We start from the raw sequence: 15,174 nt of genomic DNA, 5'->3' as shown, positions 1-15,174 counted from the left end.
TGCTGTCAGTGCAGGCCAATAAAAAAGGAGAGCCTGAGCTCTCCTTTTCCGTTCAACGACCGTCAGCGTCAGCCAATGGTCATCAGGCTGGCGTTACCACCCGCTGCCGCGGTATTCACGCTCACCGCCCGCTCGATCACCAGGCGCTCCAGGGCGATCTGGTGATCGCCGCTGGACAGCCCATGCACGCCGACGATCGCTCCGGCACGCTTGGCCACCTGCTCGCAGACGCCGCGCAACTGGTCGGAGTGACCGTGGTGGATGACCGCATCGAAGGCGACCTCGTCCTTGCTCCAGTCGGCCACCAGCTTGATCTTCGCTTGCAGCTCCTTCGGCAGCCGGCCGCGCACGGTCTTGGCCGGCTCGCCGTCCTGGAACACCGCCGAGCTGCCCACGGCCAGTACCGCTGCCAGCTGGGCCAGCAGGTCGGCCTCGTTGTCGGCCAGGCACAGCACGTGTTCGCGTGGCAGCACGGTGTAGGTGTTGCGCTCGCCAGTCGGGCCTGGCAGCACGCGGGTGATGCCGCTCTGCGACTGCTCGGCGAACTGCTCGCACAGCGCGGTCAGGTCGCTCATCTGGCTGCTGGCCGCCCAGGCCGTGAGGGTGGTCAGCGGCTTGAGCTGCTGGTCGCGCAGAGTGGTGTCGGCGGCAACACGCGCGTCGTCGGCCTGGAAGTGGCGGGCGATGGCGTCGGCCGGGCGGGTCGACAGCAGACGGTACAGGTACAGCGGGCCGCCGGCTTTCGGGCCGGTGCCGGACAGGCCTTCACCGCCGAACGGCTGCACGCCGACCACGGCGCCGACGATGTTGCGGTTGACGTACATGTTGCCGGCGTTGACGTTGTCCACCACCTTGGCGATGGTCTCGTCGATGCGGGTATGCACGCCCAGGGTCAGGCCGTAGCCGGAAGCGTTGATCTGCTCGATCAGCTGGTCCAGGTCCTTGCGGTTGTAGCGCACCACGTGCAGCACCGGGCCGAAGATTTCGCGCTTGAGCTCGTCGAAGCTTTCCAGCTCGATCAGGGTCGGCATCACGAAGGTGCCGCGCTTGATCTCCTCGCTTTCGGCGATGGCCACCTGGTAGACGCTGCGGCCTTTGTCGCGCATGCCCTGGATATGCTTCTCGATGCCGGCCTTGGCTTCGGCGTCGATCACCGGGCCGATGTCCACGGACAGGCGCTCCGGGTTGCCCAGGCGGCTTTCGGCCATGGCGCCCTTGAGCATTTCGATCACACGGTCGGCGGAGTCTTCCTGCAGGCACAGCACGCGCAGGGCCGAGCAACGCTGGCCGGCGCTGTCGAAGGCCGAGGACACCACGTCGATCACCACCTGTTCGGTCAGCGCCGAGGAGTCGACGATCATGGCGTTCTGGCCACCGGTTTCTGCGATCAGCGGGATCGGGCGGCCCTGGTTATCCAGGCGACCGGCGATGTTGCGCTGCAGCAGGCGGGCGACTTCGGTGGAGCCGGTGAACATCACGCCCTTGACGCGCTCGTCACCGACCAGGCCGGCACCGACGGTTTCACCCTGGCCTGGCAGCAGTTGCAGCACGCCTTCGGGGATGCCGGCTTCCAGCAGCAGGCGCACGGCCTGGGCGGCGACCAGCGGGGTCTGTTCGGCCGGCTTGGCCAGTACCGGGTTGCCGGCGGCCAGGGCCGCGGCCACCTGGCCGGAGAAGATCGCCAGCGGGAAGTTCCACGGGCTGATGCACACGACCGGGCCCAGCGGGCGGCAGCTGTCGTTGCGCAGGTCGTTGCGTGCCTGCACCGCGTAGTAGCGCAGGAAGTCCACGGCCTCGCGCACTTCGGCGATGGCGTTGGCGAAGGTCTTGCCGGCTTCGCGCACCAGCAGGCCCATCAGCGGCTGGATGTCGGCTTCCATCAGGTCGGCGGCGCGTTCGAGGATTGCGGCGCGCTCGGCGGGTGGGGTGGCCTGCCAGATCGGCGCGGCGTTCAGCGCGCACTGGATGGCATTCTCGACGTCGGCGACGGTGGCTTCCTGTACATGGCCGACCACATCGCGGTGATCGGACGGGTTGAGCACCGGCGCGGCCGGCTGCTCGCTGGCGGCGCAGGCCAGCAGCGGCGTGGCTTTCCAGTCGTTGTGAGCGGTGGCCAGCAGGGCGCAGGACAGCGACGCCAGGCGGTGTTCGTTGGCCATGTCGATACCGGCCGAGTTGGCCCGCTCGCTGCCGTACAGCTCACGTGGCAGCGGGATGCGCGGGTGCGGCAGGCCGATGCTGCCTTCCTGGGTGCCCATGCGCTCAATGCTGGCGACCGGATCGGCGACCAGTTCCTGGATCGAGATCGAATGGTCGGCGATGCGGTTGACGAACGAGGTATTGGCGCCGTTTTCCAGCAGGCGGCGGACCAAGTAGGCCAGCAGGGTTTCGTGGGTACCGACCGGCGCGTACACACGGCACGGACGGTTCAGCTTGCCTTCGGAGATCTTGCCCACGACTTGCTCGTACAGCGGTTCACCCATGCCGTGCAGGCACTGGAACTCGTACTGGCCCGGGTAGTAGTTCTGCCCGGCGATGGTGTAGATGGCCGACAGGGTGTGGGCGTTGTGGGTGGCGAACTGCGGGTAGATGGCTTCTGGCACGGCCAGCAGCTTGCGCGCGCAGGCGACGTAGGAAACGTCGGTGTACACCTTGCGGGTGTAGACCGGGTAGCCTTCCAGGCCTTCGACCTGGGCGCGCTTGATCTCGCTGTCCCAGTAGGCGCCCTTCACCAGGCGGATCATCAGGCGGTGGCGGCTGCGCTTGGCCAGGTCGATGACGTAGTCGATCACGTACGGGCAGCGCTTCTGATAAGCCTGAATGACGAAGCCGATGCCGTTCCAGCCGGCCAGCGACGGTTCGAAGCACAGGCGCTCGAGCAGGTCCAGCGACAGCTCCAGGCGGTCGGCTTCCTCAGCGTCGATGTTCAGGCCGATGTCGTATTGCTTGGCCAGCAGGGTCAGCGACAGCAGGCGCGGGTAAAGCTCGCTCATCACGCGCTCGTACTGGGCGCGGCTGTAGCGCGGGTGCAGGGCCGAGAGCTTGATCGAGATGCCCGGGCCTTCATAGATGCCACGGCCGTGCGAGGCCTTGCCGATCGAGTGGATCGCCTGCTCGTAGGAGGCCAGGTATTTCTGTGCGTCGTGCTCGGTCAGCGCGGCTTCGCCGAGCATGTCGTAGCTGTAGCGGAAGCCCTTTGCTTCGAACTTGCTGGCGTTGGCCAGGGCCTCGGCGATGGTCTCGCCGGTGACGAACTGTTCGCCCATCAGGCGCATGGCCATGTCGACGCCCTTGCGGATCATTGGCTCGCCGCTCTTGCCGATGATGCGGGTGAGCGAGGAGGTCAGGCCGGATTCGTTGTGGGTGCTGACCAGCTTGCCGGTCAGCAGCAGGCCCCAGGTGGCGGCGTTGACGAACAGCGATGGGCTGTTGCCCAGATGCGGCTGCCAGTTGCCGGTGCTTATCTTGTCGCGGATCAGCGCGTCACGGGTGCCCTTGTCGGGGATGCGCAGCAGGGCTTCGGCCAGGCACATCAACGCCACGCCTTCCTGGGAGGACAGCGAGAACTCCTGCAGCAGGCCCTGGACGATACCAGCGCGGCCACCGGCGCTCTTCTGGTTGCGGAGTTTGTCGGCAAGGGAGGCGGCCAGCTTGTTGGTGGCTTCGGCCTGGGCGGCCGGCAGGCGTGCCTGCTCCAGCAGCATCGGCACCACTTCCTGCTCGGGGCGGCGGTAGGCGGCGGTGATTGCCGAGCGCAGTACCGACTGCGGCAGGATGCTTTCGGCGAATTCCAGGAAACACTGGTGGGCGTGGTCGGCGGCGACTTCGCCGGCGTCATCGCCAGCGGCGGCATGGCCGTTGAGGTCGTTAAGGGTGGCGCCACCCTCGAGCTTCTCGAGATAGTTGAAGATCGCTTGCTTGATCAACCAGTGCGGCGTGCGGTCGATGGACTGCGCAGCTGCTTTGAGTCGCTCACGGGTCGGGTCGTCGAGTTTGACCCCAAGGGTGGTCGTCGCCATTTCTTATCCTCGTTATTGGCCACGGATGTGGCCTAAGCTGGCGGCAAGATTAGCCTGTAGGACAATTGGGGTGCAACCGGGTGCAACCCGAATTTTTCATGCCCCAGGTGCAACTCGTCTGAAGGGTGTTTCTGAACCGTCGAAATGGCTGTTTTTGCTGCATTTAAGTATGAGAAATGTCGTTTTTGCTCCGAAAAGAAGCAAGAAAGCGGTTTTATCTGAAAATGCAGGCTTGGGTGCAACTTGCAAATGAAAAATGGTTGCACCTGATTCATGTTGTTGCATAGGATTCGCCGCCTGGGTGCAACCGCCGTCGTGCACGGCGGGTCGCAGAGATAAAAACAACGCCAGGGCACAACTCATGGGCAATCCAATCACGATCACCTTCGTGATCTACATCGCGGCAATGGTACTGATCGGCTTCGCGGCCTATCGCGCCACCAATAACCTTTCCGACTATATTCTCGGCGGCCGTAGTCTCGGCAGCGTGGTCACCGCGCTTTCCGCCGGCGCATCGGACATGAGCGGCTGGCTGCTGATGGGCCTGCCGGGCGCCATCTACTTTGCCGGCCTTTCCGAGGCCTGGATCGCCATCGGCCTGACCGTCGGCGCCTATCTGAACTGGCTGTTCGTCGCTGGCCGTCTGCGTGTGCAGACCGAGCACAACGGTGACGCCCTGACCCTGCCGGACTACTTCTCCAGCCGCTTCGAAGACCAGAGCGGCCTGCTGCGAATCATCTCGGCCATCGTCATCCTGGTGTTCTTCACCATCTACTGCGCCTCCGGCATCGTTGCCGGCGCCCGTCTGTTCGAAAGCACCTTCGGCATGTCCTACGAGACCGCCCTGTGGGCCGGCGCCGCGGCGACCATCGCCTACACCTTCGTCGGTGGTTTCCTGGCGGTGAGCTGGACCGATACCGTTCAGGCCACGCTGATGATCTTCGCGCTGATCCTGACCCCTGTGATCGTGCTGATCTCCACCGGCGGCTTCGACCAGACCTTCGCCGCCATTGACGTGGTGAACCCGGCGCACTTCGACATGTTCAAGGGCGCGACCTTCATCGGCATCATCTCGCTGATGGGCTGGGGCCTGGGCTACTTCGGCCAGCCTCACATCCTGGCGCGCTTCATGGCCGCCGACTCGGTCAAGTCGATCGCCAACGCCCGCCGCATCTCCATGACCTGGATGATTCTGTGCCTGGCCGGTACCTGTGCCGTGGGCTTCTTCGGCATCGCCTACTTCTCGGCGCACCCGGACCTCGCCGGCCCGGTCACCGAGAACCATGAGCGTGTGTTCATCGAACTGGCCAAGATCCTGTTCAACCCATGGATCGCCGGTGTGCTGCTGTCGGCCATTCTGGCGGCGGTGATGAGCACCCTGAGCTGCCAGCTGCTGGTGTGCTCCAGTGCCCTGACCGAGGACTTCTACAAGGCGTTCCTGCGCAAGAACGCTTCGCAGCGGGAGCTGGTGTGGGTCGGCCGCCTGATGGTGCTGGCCGTCGCGCTGATCGCCATCGCCATGGCCGCCAACCCCGAGAACCGCGTACTGGGCCTGGTGGCCTACGCCTGGGCTGGCTTCGGCGCCGCCTTCGGCCCCGTTGTGCTGCTTTCGGTGCTGTGGAAAGGCATGACCCGCAATGGCGCGTTGGCGGGCATCGTGGTCGGTGCGCTGACCGTGATCGTCTGGAAGCAGCTGGGTACCGGCCTGTACGAGATCATCCCGGGCTTCCTGTTCGCCAGCATCGCCATCTTCCTGGTGAGCAAGCTGGGCAGTCCGTCGAACAGCATGGTTTCGCGTTTTGAAACCGCTGATGCGCAGTATCACGCCGACAAGTAATACCTGCTGATTCGGCGTTGTCCCTGTCGCGGGGCAAGCCCGCTCCCACGCAGCCTCTACAGGTGGCTTGGGGGCGGGCTTGCCCCGCGATGCTTTTTGCGGCCGCCAAGGCAAGGTAAACTTGCCGCCTTCGCAGGAGCTGCCATGAACTATCGTCACGCCTTCCACGCCGGCAACCACGCCGACGTCCTCAAGCACATCGTGCTCACCCGCCTCATCGCCTTGATGTCGCGCAAGGAGCAGCCGTTCGCCTACATCGACACCCACGCCGGCCTTGGTCTGTATGACCTGCAGGGCGATCAGGCGAGCCGTACCGGTGAATACCTCGAAGGCGTCGCCCGTCTGTGGAATCGCGACGACCTGCCGGCCGTCACCGCCGACTATCTGGGCGTCATCAAGCGCCTGAACAAGAACGGCGAGCTGCGCTACTACCCGGGCTCCCCCGAACTGGCCCGGCGCCTGATGCGTGACCAGGACCGTGCGCAGCTCAACGAAAAGCACCCTGAAGACGGCGTGCTGCTCAAAGAGAACATGAAGAAGGACCCGCGCGTCACCGTGCACCTCGGCGAAGGCTGGCACATCCCGCGGGCTTTGCTGCCAGTGCCGGAGAAACGCGCGATCATGCTGATCGACCCGCCATTCGAGCAGGCCGACGAGCTCAAGCGCTGCACCGTTGCCATGAAAGAGGCGATCGGTCGCATGCGCCAGACGGTCGCGGCCATCTGGTACCCGATCAAGGACCAGCGCTCGCTGACCCGCTTCTATCAGGACCTCACCAGCACCGGGGCACCCAAGTTGCTGCGCGTGGAGCTTTACGTGCATCACCAGGACAGCCCGCAGGGACTGAACGGCTCGGGCCTGGCCATCGCCAACCCGCCGTGGGGCCTGGAAGACGAGCTCAAGGCACTGCTGCCGTGGCTGGCCAAGGAGCTGGCACAGACCGCCGGCAGCTTCCGCATGGACTGGCTGATCGCCGAATAAACAGGCGTCGCAAGCACCGTGGGAGCGGCGATGCGGCGGCCCGACTTGCCCCGCGATAGCGCTGGTAGATCTGCCGCAATCGCGGGGCAAGCCCGCTCCCACGAGAGTGCATCGCGCCTTACCATCTTTGCGTTATAATCCCGCCCTTTAGCCGCCATCCGCCTGAATAGCCGGTGGCGCACTTCATACCGATTTGAGAGGCTAACCCCTTGGCACTGACGATTCTTGGCCTGTCCGGCGCCCTTAGCCATGACCCTTCCGCGGCCCTGTACATCGACGGCAAGCTGATTGCCGCCGCCGAAGAAGAGCGCTTCGTGCGTGACAAGCATGCGAAGAACCGCATGCCCTACGAGTCGGCGAAGTTCTGCCTGGAACAGGCTGGCATCAAGCCGTCGGACGTCGACGTGGTGGCCATTCCTTTCGCCCCGATCAGCCTGTTCGGCAAGGCTCGCTGGCACTACGCCAAGCGCTACTGGTACGCCCCGGACCGCGCCCTCGACGCGCTGCTGATGGGCAACCGCCGCTACAAGCGCTACCGCAAGAAGATCGTCTGGTGCCTGGAGCAGCTGGGCTTCGATCCGAAGAAGATCAAGATCGAACCGGTCGAGCACCATCTGGCCCACGCCTCCAGCGCCTACCACTGCTCGGGCTTCAAAGAGAAGACCGCGATCCTCGGCATCGACGGCAAGGGCGAGTACGCTACTACCTTCTTCGGCTACGGCGAAAACGGCAAGATCCACAAGATCAAGGAATTCTTCGATCCGGACTCGCTGGGTGGCCTGTATGGCGCGATCACCGAGTTCCTCGGCTTCGAGATGCTCGATGGCGAGTTCAAGGTCATGGGCATGGCGCCGTATGGCGACGCCAGCAAGTATGACTTCTCGCGCCTGGCCAGCTTCGAAAACGGCGAACTGGTGATCAACACCGAGTACGCCAACGTCATCGGCCTGCGCCGCTATAAAGAGAAGGGCAAGGGCTTCTACTTCTCGCCCAAGCTGATCGAGTGGCTGGGCCCGAAACGCGAAGGCGATATCGCCGACGAGCCGTATATCCATTACGCGGCGAGCATGCAGGCATTGTTCGAGAAGCTCGCCCTGCAGATGATCGACCACTACCTGGGCGATACCCTGAAAGAGACCGGCAAGCTGGCCTTCGCCGGCGGCTGCGCGCTGAACGTCAAGCTGAACCAGAAGATCATCGCCCGTGATGACGTGAAGGAGCTGTTCGTCCAGCCAGCGTCCGGCGACGCCGGTACCGCGGTAGGTGCTGCGGCCTACGTTTCCCATGCCCGTGGCGTGCCGGTCGAGAAGATGGAGCACGTCTACCTCGGCCCTGCGTACTCCAATGAAGACGTGATCGCCGCCTGTGCCCGTCACCCGAGCAAGCCGGTATGGCGCAAGCTCGAGAACATGCCCGAGCAGATCGCCAAGATCATGGTCGACGGCAACCCGGTGGCCTGGTTCCAGGGCCGCATGGAGTTCGGCCCGCGCGCACTGGGTGGTCGCTCGATCATCGGTTGCCCGAGCGTGCCGGGCGTCGCCGACCGCATCAACCACCAGATCAAGTTCCGCGAGCGTTGGAGGCCTTTCTGCCCGTCGATGCTCGACACCGTCGCGCCGCAGATGATCAAGATCGATCATCCGGCCCCGTTCATGACCTTCACCTTTGAAGTGGCTGAAGAGTGGAAGACCCGCGTGCCGGAAGTGGTCCACGAGGACGGTACTTCGCGCGCTCAGGTGCTCAAGCGCGAGTACAACCCGCGCTATTACGACATGATGAAGGCGCTGGAAAACCTGACCGGCAACGGCGTGTCGCTGAACACCTCGCTCAACCGCCGTGGCGAACCGATGATCTGCTCGCCGACCGATGCCCTGAACATGTTCTTCGGTTCGGACCTGCAGTACCTGATCATGGAAGACATCCTGGTGGTCAAGGAAGGCGCAGCGCCGTATGACCAGCCGCTCTGAACCGCGGATCCTGCAGTTCTGCCATGGTTATGACGGGCCGTTCCTCGACTGCGCCCGTCAATATGCCAGCCTGTTCCAGGGCAGCGGCTACAAGGTCACCACCGTGTTCCTCACCGGGGCAGCTGACGCGCAGGTCGCGGCTGGCTGCGCCTCGGACGAGGTATTGTTCCTGGAGTTCAGTTCCAAGGCAGTGCGTGGCCTGAAGCTGGGCGCCATCGCCGCGCTGCGCAAGATCGCCGCGCAACGCAATTTCGCGTTTTGCATCGCCCATCGCTTCAAGCCGATCTATGTCGCGCTGTTGGCGACCGGCTTGCCGGTGATCGGCGTGCACCATGCCTTCGGCGATTATGAGCGCAAAGGGCGGCGGCTGTTCGCCAACCTGTTCCGTAAGCGCCTGAGTTTGCTCGGCGTATCGGATGCTGTGCGCGACGACATGCGTCGCTGCCTGGGCCAATGGCCGGCCGAGCGTATCCAGACCCTGTACAACCGCATCGACGTCGAGGCGCTGCAGGCCAGCCTGGTGCCGCGTGACGAAGCGCGGCGTGCCTTGGGCCTGGATGAGCAGGCCTGGGTGGTCGGCAATGTCGGCCGCCTGCACCCGGACAAGGACCAGGCCACGCTGTTGCGCGGCTTCGCCGAAGCCTTGCCTGGCCTGCCGGCTGGCGCGCGGTTGGCGATCCTGGGCAAGGGCCGCCTCGAGGCGCCGCTCAAGGCATTGGCCAGTGAGCTGGGCATTGCCGGGCAGGTGGACTTCCTAGGGCAGGTGCCGGACGCCCGCCGTTACTTCCGCGCCTTCGATGTATTTGCACTGAGCTCCGACCATGAGCCGTTCGGTATGGTCCTGCTCGAAGCCATGGTCGCTGGCATACCGTTGCTGGCCACCGCCTGCGGCGGCGCCCGGGAAGTGGTCGAGGGTGTGGGCGTGCTGTTCCCGCTGGGGGATGCCGCGCAGTTGGCCCAGGGCCTGAAGCATATGGCCGGGCTGGACGCCGGGCAGCGCGAAACCTGTGCTTTGCACATGCTGCAGCGCTTGCAGCAGCGTTTCAGCGACCAGGCGGTGCGCGATGCCTTCTGGCAGTTGCCGCAGGTGCGTGCGCTGGTGGCGGAGGCCTGATGCTCAATCACCTCAAGGCCTGGCGCGAACGCGGCTGGCAAGTGATCGACGCGGCCGAGTACAACGATGCCTGGCAACGTTTCGGCGGCAGTGTCGCCACGCACCCGCTGGTGGTCGAGCAACTGGCCGACCTGGCACAGATCCCGGTGCGTTACCTCGGTTGGCTCCAGGGCAGCGAGCTCAAGGCCGCACTGCCAACCTGGGGGCGCCACCTGGCGCTGGCCAAGGACGTGCTCAAGCGCGAAGGCAAGAAGGGTCTGTTCGACCTGGGCAATGCCGAGATCATCCTGCCGGCGGCCATCGATGCCGGGGCGCCGTTGCGCCACGCCGGGCGTTACTTGTCCGAGCTGAACCAGGGCCGTTTCAGCGGCCTCAAGGCGCAGCCCGAGCAGTTGGCCATGGCGCGTGCGCACGAGGATCTGTCGAAGAAGTTTCGCTATAACCAGCGCCGTGAGCTGCGCCTGCTGGAAGAGGCCGGCGGCCAGGTGCGACCGATTGGCGATTTCACTGCAGCCGAGATCGCGGCGATGTACTGTGACTTGTTCCAGCGTCGCTGGGGGTTCCCGGCCACCGGTGCGGCACGCATGGCCGAGGTGGTCGAGCGCCTGCGCGAACTGCTGATAGGCTCTGTATTGTTCCTGGAAGGGGCGCCGATCGCGATCCAACTGGTCTATCGCGTCGAAGCGCCACAATGGATCAGCGTCGAATATGTAAACGGCGGTGTCGATCCAGAGACCAAGGCCTTCAGCCCTGGTAGCGTACTGAGCTTCCTCAATACCCAGGCTGCCTGGGAAGATGCCAATGCCCGTGGCAAGGCGCTGCGGTTCTCCTTCGGCCGGGCCGATCGAGAGTACAAGGATCGTTGGTGCAACCCCGTCAACGTCTTCCAGGTCTGAACATGAGCGCCAACAAGCAGCAACTGCTCAAACGCCATCGCAAGCGCAAGCGGGTGATCCTGCTGGTGTTGCTTGTCGCGCTGTTGCTCACGGCGCTGTGGGCATGGTGGTTGCCGCCAGTCCTCGCGGTGTTGTTGTGGGTGGCCCATGAGGCCTGGTTCTCCGACCACCTGTTCTACGTGCCCGGCAGCGACTATCAGTACGAGTTGCAGGCCAGCGAGCGTCATGCGCTGCACAGTCGTGGCGGGGTGCTGGCGTTGCCGACAGGTTGCCAGCTGGACGGCAGCGAGACCCTGTTGCTGCGGGTGAATCTGCGCGCCGGTTGGTTGGGGCGCCTGCTCGACCCTGCGGTACGCATCGAAGGTGGCGTCGCCGATTGCCAGGCCTTCGAGCGTGGTGTCCGCGGTGTGCGCTACCTGAACCTCGGTGGCCAGTCCGAGGCGCTGGGCGCCGGGCGGCTGCGCCTGAGTGGCCGGCACTGCCGCGTGGCGCCGGAGATGGAGTTGCTGGTTTTCCGTCACGCCGACTACCTGGCCGACTCGCTGATGGTCATCGCACCCCATGCCGACGATGCCGAGCTTGCGGCGTTCGCCGCCTATTCCCAGGCAAAAAGCAGCTGGATCGTGACCCTGACCGCAGGCGAGATCGAGAACGAGCATTATCGCGAAACCTTCGGCCTCGACCTGGTCGAGGCGGCCCGATTCAAGGGCGAGTTGCGCAGTTGGGACAGCATCGCCGTACCCCGCTGGGCCGGGGTGCCTTCCAATCAGTGCGTGCAACTGGGGTATTTCTGCATGCAACTGCCGGCCATGCAGGCCGAGCCCGAAGCAGCTGTGGCATCGCGCGAGGCTGACCTGGTCGATACCCGTCCATTCCGCCGTTTCAATGAGGTCGCGCTGCACAGCGATGCCAATGGCCGGCCGACCTGGAACAACCTGGTCCAGGACCTGCGCGAGCTGATCGAGCATGCGCGCCCGGCAACCATCGTGATGCCGCACCCGACGCTCGACCCACACCCGGACCACGTGTGCGCCCATGACGCCCTGCAGCAAGCGTTGCTAGGGGCGAGTTGGCAGCCACAAACCTTGCTGTTGTACGCCAATCACCTGCACGACAATGACCGCTGGCCGATGGGCGATGCCGGTACCGGGGTGCCTTTGCCACCGTTCTTCGATGCAAGCCTACCTATGCGCCCCTGGGTGCTCGGGGTTGGCGCGCAGCAGCAGAGGCAAAAGGCCATCGCTTTGGGTATGATGCACGACCTGCAGCCCGCGGCTCCATTCAAACGCAGGGTTCGTCGCTTCCTGCAGCGCTGTCTGGCCGCTCGGCGCTGGCCGGCATTCGGTGACAATGAATTCTTCCGTAAGGCCGTACGGCGCCACGAACTGCTGTGGGTCGGTACAGTGATCGACAAGAGAGAGCCACGGTGAAAGTCCTGTTCCTGGTCCAGAAAGAGCAACGTGCCATCCTGGACCGTCTTTACGAAGGCATCGCGGCTGACTGCGAATGCGATATCCGCTGGCTTACCGGTGACCAGCAGGCCGACCTGCGGAGTTATTTCCGCGAACATGTGCAAGTCGATCAGTACGACCGCATCCTGTTCTTCCTGCGGTTCAAGAAAGAAATCCGCCAGGCGCGTTTCATCCGTACGCTCCCGAACCTGGTGATCCTCGAGCATGATGCCTACCAGAACTACATACCGTGCAAGTACACCGGCAAGTTCAGCGAGTACTACAGCCGGTTGCCGTGGGCACGGGTCATCACTTCAGGTGCGGTGGTTACCCGTCGCCTGCGTGATGAAGGTTTCGATGCGGTATTCGTGCCCAAGGGCTACGACCAGGCACTGTTGCGCAACGAGAACCGCGAGCGCGACATCGAACTGGCGTTCGTCGGCAGCCTGCGCAGCGTGGCCTACTCTGGGCGCAAGCAGATGCTCGAGTCGATCGCGGCGGTCGAGAACCTGCTGATCACCCGCACCAAGTCGGGCGAGGAATACAGCCAGACCCTCAGTCGCATCCGCTTTTTCGTCAGTGCCGACGTCGGCATGGGCGAGTACATGATCAAGAACTTCGAAGCCATGGCCTGTGGCTGCGTGCTGTTCGCCTACGACCAGGGCGAGGAAGAGAACCAGGCGCTTGGCTTCGTCGACATGCACAACATCGTGCTCTATCGCGACCTTGAACAACTACGCGAGAAGCTCGCCCGGCTGCGTGGCGACCTGGCCCTGGCCGAGCGTATCTCGCGCAACGGCCAGCAACTGGCCGAGCGGCGTTATACCTTTCACGCGCTTGGGCAGGCAATCACCGAGGCCATGCGCGCGCCGCTACGCCCGGCCAGCAAACCCGGCCCGGTGGAGCGTCTGTTGCGTGCCATCGGATTGTCGCGTTAAGCCCTAAAACACATCGAGGAAGCCATGGTCTTCAGTGAAAACAGCGAGATCACACTGGTGGTGACCAGCTGTGGTCGTTTCGAACTGCTCAAGCGCACGCTCGAGAGTTTCGATCTCTACAACACGGCGCCCATCCGCGAAGTGTTCATCACCGAGGACTCCGGTGACGAAGCGGTACGCGACTGCATTCCCGAGCACTGGCGCGAGCACACCACCTTCATCGTCAACAATCCCAAACTCGGGCAGTTGCGTTCGGTGGATGCTGCCTACTCGCAGGTCAAGACGTTCTGGGTGTTCCACTGCGAGGATGACTGGGCGTTCTATCGCCCGGGTTTCGTCGAGGAGTCCCAGGCCTTGCTCGAAGCCGACCCGCAAGCCTTGCAGGTCTGGCTGCGCAGTTTCAACCATGACTTGCAGGTGCACAGTCCCTACGTGTTCCTGGAGGCGCGCCAAGTGCTGCAGGGTATCCCCTTCCACAAGCTGGGTTCGAACAAGGCGGAGTGGCAGGGCTTTTCCTTCAACCCGGGCCTGCGCAGGCTCGCCGACTACCAGGCGCATGCGCCGTACGCCGCGCATTCGGGCGAGAAGAGCCTGTCGCGCCTCTACGCCGAGCGCGACCGCTACGCGCTGATCCTCGAGAACGACGCGGTGCTGCACACCGGGTTCGGTGAGCATGTGGAAATGCCGGAAGAAAAGATCAAGAAGGCTCGACGCAAGCGCATGGATCGCATCCGCCTGCTGGGCGTGTTGTTTATTGGACTATTGCTTGGATGGGTGGTGAAGGATGTTTGAAGGGATTGCTAGCGATAACCGCACGAGTCGGCGCTATTTCAGCGCGGCGTTGATCGTGTTCCTGGCCAGCTTCGTGCTGATGGCCTCATCGAAATGGACCAACAACATTTTCTACGCGTTCATTGCGCTGCCTGGCCTGGTGTTCCTGGTCAAGGAGCGCGGTGCGGGACTGTTCAGCGACAAGCTTGGCCTGGCGTGGCTGCTGTTCCTGCTTTGGTTCCTGGTGCCTGCGGCGATTGCTGGCGATGGGCAGTTCTACAAGCACATCGCTTATGTTGCGCTCTTTGTGTTCGCTGTGGCAGGGCTGACGAATCAGGGCTTCTTCCGCTCGGAGGTGTTCGCCCGTGCGCTGTTCTGGGTCATCTGCCTGTACATCTTCGGCTATTCGGCTTTCGCTTACCTGACTGGCATATATGCCTTGGGTGAGCGGGTCAGTCTGATGCCCGCGCGCATGCAGAACGTGATCTACACCAGTATATGGCTGCTCTGTGCGTTGGCATTGGCAATGCCGGGATGGTTGCACCGTCGTCGCTGGATCGAAGCGTTTGCCGCGGTGGCGCTGTCGGTGGTGGCGATCACCTTCGTCCTGCAGACGCGTACCGCCATGGTCGGCGCTGCCTTCCTGTTTGCCGCCTGGGCGTGCTGGGCGTTGTGGCGCTTCCCGCGTGTGGCCGGGAGCTGGATGTTGGTGTTTGCGGTACTTGGAGGCATCGCCCTCTGGTTGGTAAAGGACATGGCCTGGTTCCATTCGCTGTTCGAGCGTGGTGACTCCTATCGCGGCGAGTTGTTCCACGTGATGGTCGGTGAGTGGCAGAACTGTGGCTGGATGATTGGCTGCGGTGTCGAGTTCCATACCGACAAGCTGCTGAGCGGCTTCATGCCGATCCAGCATCCACACAATATCTTCGTTGCGCTGGGCCTCTATACCGGTGGAGTCTCGCTGGTCCTGTTCCTGGTCATTGTGGCGATGACCCTGGTGCAGGCGTTGCGCCTTCGTGACCCTTGGGGCATGTACCTGGCCTGTGCCCTGGTGATGCTCAACTTCGATGGCAGCAAGTTGGTCGGCAACCCTGACGAGTTGTGGCCGCTGGTCCTGCTGCCGGCAGCCATGGTGCTGGGCCGTGGGTTGCAGCAGCGACGCTTGCGCTGATGATGAAGATGGCCGCCTCCGGGCGGCCA

The 15,174-nt window shown here is 63.8% G+C and carries 11 protein-coding genes; 9 read left to right on the top strand and 2 right to left on the bottom strand.

Features of this window, described 5'->3' with window-relative positions; translation table 11 throughout:
- Nucleotides 1-68: 68 nt before the first annotated feature.
- Both putA and ABZO33_RS00215 read right to left on the bottom strand, forming a co-directional pair.
- Nucleotides 69-4,019: a trifunctional transcriptional regulator/proline dehydrogenase/L-glutamate gamma-semialdehyde dehydrogenase gene (putA, locus tag ABZO33_RS00220; RefSeq protein WP_414534405.1), complete on the bottom strand. Its 3,951-nt coding sequence runs from the start codon at nucleotides 4,017-4,019 to the stop codon at nucleotides 69-71.
- A 96-nt stretch (nucleotides 4,020-4,115) separates the two neighbouring features.
- Nucleotides 4,116-4,382 carry a hypothetical protein gene (locus ABZO33_RS00215; protein ID WP_414534404.1) on the bottom strand — a complete coding sequence of 89 codons (267 nt, stop codon included), beginning with the start codon at nucleotides 4,380-4,382 and terminating at the stop codon, nucleotides 4,116-4,118.
- On the opposite strand from ABZO33_RS00215, the gene putP reads away from it, so the two are divergent.
- From putP to ABZO33_RS00170, 9 genes are all read left to right on the top strand, one after another.
- On the top strand, nucleotides 4,381-5,856 hold the full coding sequence (putP, locus tag ABZO33_RS00210) for a sodium/proline symporter PutP (protein ID WP_414534403.1): 1,476 nt from the start codon (nucleotides 4,381-4,383) through the stop codon (nucleotides 5,854-5,856). The two genes, ABZO33_RS00215 and putP, sit on opposite strands and share 2 nt — an antisense overlap.
- A gap of 144 nt (nucleotides 5,857-6,000) precedes the next feature.
- Nucleotides 6,001-6,837 (top strand): 23S rRNA (adenine(2030)-N(6))-methyltransferase RlmJ, encoded by an 837-nt coding sequence (locus ABZO33_RS00205; RefSeq protein WP_414534402.1) that lies wholly within the window; start codon nucleotides 6,001-6,003, stop codon nucleotides 6,835-6,837.
- Nucleotides 6,838-7,046: 209 nt separating this feature from the next.
- Nucleotides 7,047-8,804, top strand: coding sequence for a carbamoyltransferase (locus ABZO33_RS00200; RefSeq protein ID WP_102682199.1), 1,758 nt, complete (start codon nucleotides 7,047-7,049; stop codon nucleotides 8,802-8,804).
- The gene (locus tag ABZO33_RS00195; RefSeq protein WP_414534401.1) at nucleotides 8,788-9,918 is read left to right on the top strand and encodes a glycosyltransferase; all 1,131 of its coding nucleotides are present in this window, start codon (nucleotides 8,788-8,790) and stop codon (nucleotides 9,916-9,918) included. The genes ABZO33_RS00200 and ABZO33_RS00195 overlap by 17 nt, the downstream gene beginning before the upstream one ends.
- Nucleotides 9,918-10,814, top strand: a complete 897-nt coding sequence (locus tag ABZO33_RS00190) for an antimicrobial resistance protein Mig-14 (protein WP_414534400.1) — start codon at nucleotides 9,918-9,920, stop codon at nucleotides 10,812-10,814. The genes ABZO33_RS00195 and ABZO33_RS00190 overlap by 1 nt, the downstream gene beginning before the upstream one ends.
- A gap of 2 nt (nucleotides 10,815-10,816) precedes the next feature.
- A complete protein-coding gene (locus ABZO33_RS00185) occupies nucleotides 10,817-12,244 on the top strand; it encodes a PIG-L deacetylase family protein (protein ID WP_414534399.1) in 1,428 nt (475 codons plus the stop codon).
- A complete protein-coding gene (locus tag ABZO33_RS00180; protein WP_414534398.1) occupies nucleotides 12,241-13,203 on the top strand; it encodes a glycosyltransferase in 963 nt (320 codons plus the stop codon). The genes ABZO33_RS00185 and ABZO33_RS00180 overlap by 4 nt, the downstream gene beginning before the upstream one ends.
- Before the next feature lie 24 nt (nucleotides 13,204-13,227).
- Nucleotides 13,228-13,995 (top strand): glycosyltransferase family 2 protein, encoded by a 768-nt coding sequence (locus tag ABZO33_RS00175; protein ID WP_414534397.1) that lies wholly within the window; start codon nucleotides 13,228-13,230, stop codon nucleotides 13,993-13,995.
- Nucleotides 13,988-15,145 (top strand): O-antigen ligase domain-containing protein, encoded by a 1,158-nt coding sequence (locus ABZO33_RS00170; protein WP_414534396.1) that lies wholly within the window; start codon nucleotides 13,988-13,990, stop codon nucleotides 15,143-15,145. Before ABZO33_RS00175 ends, ABZO33_RS00170 begins: the two co-directional genes overlap by 8 nt.
- The last annotated feature ends 29 nt before the right edge of the window (nucleotides 15,146-15,174 follow it).

It is taken from the genome of Pseudomonas sp. CAM1A (assembly GCF_047501685.1).
Lineage (GTDB): Bacteria > Pseudomonadota > Gammaproteobacteria > Pseudomonadales > Pseudomonadaceae > Aquipseudomonas.
This window is presented reverse-complemented; position numbering and strand designations above follow the sequence as displayed.

What these genes read in the sequence shown, in the direction of transcription:
- ABZO33_RS00205 (WP_414534402.1), top strand. Translation starts at nt 6,001, where the DNA reads ATGAACTATCGTCACGCCTTCCACGCCGGCAACCACGCCGACGTCCTC.
- ABZO33_RS00195 (WP_414534401.1), top strand. Translation starts at nt 8,788, where the DNA reads ATGACCAGCCGCTCTGAACCGCGGATCCTGCAGTTCTGCCATGGTTAT.
- ABZO33_RS00175 (WP_414534397.1), top strand. Translation starts at nt 13,228, where the DNA reads ATGGTCTTCAGTGAAAACAGCGAGATCACACTGGTGGTGACCAGCTGT.
- ABZO33_RS00185 (WP_414534399.1), top strand. Translation starts at nt 10,817, where the DNA reads ATGAGCGCCAACAAGCAGCAACTGCTCAAACGCCATCGCAAGCGCAAG.
- ABZO33_RS00190 (WP_414534400.1), top strand. Translation starts at nt 9,918, where the DNA reads ATGCTCAATCACCTCAAGGCCTGGCGCGAACGCGGCTGGCAAGTGATC.
- putA (WP_414534405.1), bottom strand. Translation starts at nt 4,019, where the DNA reads ATGGCGACGACCACCCTTGGGGTCAAACTCGACGACCCGACCCGTGAG.
- ABZO33_RS00170 (WP_414534396.1), top strand. Translation starts at nt 13,988, where the DNA reads ATGTTTGAAGGGATTGCTAGCGATAACCGCACGAGTCGGCGCTATTTC.
- ABZO33_RS00215 (WP_414534404.1), bottom strand. Translation starts at nt 4,382, where the DNA reads ATGAGTTGTGCCCTGGCGTTGTTTTTATCTCTGCGACCCGCCGTGCAC.
- putP (WP_414534403.1), top strand. Translation starts at nt 4,381, where the DNA reads ATGGGCAATCCAATCACGATCACCTTCGTGATCTACATCGCGGCAATG.